Genomic DNA, 1,086 nt, shown 5'->3' with positions numbered 1-1,086 from the left:
TAACAAGGTAGCCCTAGGGGAACCTGGGGCTGGATCACCTCCTTATACGAAGATATCTTTGATGAGTACCCACACAGATTGATTAGGTTTAAAAAGAATAAGAGATGAAGAACTCCCAAGGTTCTTCGAAGTTTGTTTCTACTTTTTAAAGTGGAGATAAATTAGCAGTGTCCCGTTCGTCTAGAGGCCTAGGACACCGCCCTTTCACGGCGGTAACAGGGGTTCGACTCCCCTACGGGATACCATTGGGTCGTTAGCTCAGTTGGTAGAGCAGTTGACTTTTAATCAATTGGTCGCAGGTTCGAATCCTGCACGACCCACCATTTCCTCCCAAGGAAATAAAATTTGGGGCGATTAGCTCAGTTGGGAGAGCACCTGCCTTACAAGCAGGGGGTCACTGGTTCGAGCCCGGTATCGCCCACCATTTCCTCCCAAGGAAATAAAAATATGGGGCTATAGCTCAGCTGGGAGAGCGCCTGCCTTGCACGCAGGAGGTCTGCGGTTCGATCCCGCATAGCTCCACCATTCTTTCTCCATGAAGGAATCAAAACTATCATGGGCGATTAGCTCAGTTGGGAGAGCACCTGCCTTACAAGCAGGGGGTCACTGGTTCGAGCCCGGTATCGCCCACCATCTTTAAGCACACTTTTCTTAGTAATAGAAAACTGAGTGTATTTAAAAATGGTTTTGAAAGTTTAATGCTTTAAAAACTCTTGCTCTTTAACAATTTGGAAAGCTGACTGATTACTTAATTGGTTTTCACTTTAAAAAGTGAAATCAAACAGCTCAAGCCTGTGATTAAGTTAATCAAATTTAAAAGTTCTCAATGTTTATCTGCTCTTATTTAATAAGAACGGTATAAACACAACAAACACATTCAAGTGTCTTGTATTCGAATTAAACATAGTTTGATTCACATTGAGTCCGGCAAACAGTCATTGAGAATTAACCCTTCTTAATGACAATCAAAAACCTTGGTTAGTTGCCATACGCTTATTTGTCTTCACTTTTTAAAGTGAAAGCAAATAGAAACCCTTTCGGGTTGTATGGTTAAGTGACTAAGCGTACACGGTGGATGCCTTGGCA

General features: G+C 42.8%; 5 tRNA genes. All 5 read left to right on the top strand.

The window, feature by feature from the left end:
* Positions 1–169: 169 nt before the first annotated feature.
* The 5 genes from ACED45_RS24065 to ACED45_RS24045 all read left to right on the top strand — a co-directional run bounded on the left by ACED45_RS24065 (position 170) and on the right by ACED45_RS24045 (position 633).
* Positions 170–245 (top strand) — tRNA-Glu (locus tag ACED45_RS24065).
* 2 nt (positions 246–247) lie between these two features.
* Positions 248–323 (top strand) — tRNA-Lys (locus ACED45_RS24060).
* A 25-nt stretch (positions 324–348) separates the two neighbouring features.
* A tRNA-Val gene (locus tag ACED45_RS24055) sits at positions 349–424 on the top strand.
* 25 nt (positions 425–449) lie between these two features.
* Positions 450–525, top strand: a tRNA-Ala gene (locus ACED45_RS24050).
* 32 nt (positions 526–557) lie between these two features.
* Positions 558–633: transfer RNA gene (locus ACED45_RS24045), tRNA-Val, on the top strand.
* The last annotated feature ends 453 nt before the right edge of the window (positions 634–1,086 follow it).

This window comes from Vibrio crassostreae (assembly GCF_041439375.1).
Taxonomy (GTDB): domain Bacteria; phylum Pseudomonadota; class Gammaproteobacteria; order Enterobacterales; family Vibrionaceae; genus Vibrio; species Vibrio crassostreae_D.
The sequence above is the reverse complement of the archived record's forward strand: the minus strand, read 5'-3'. Positions and strand labels throughout refer to the sequence as shown.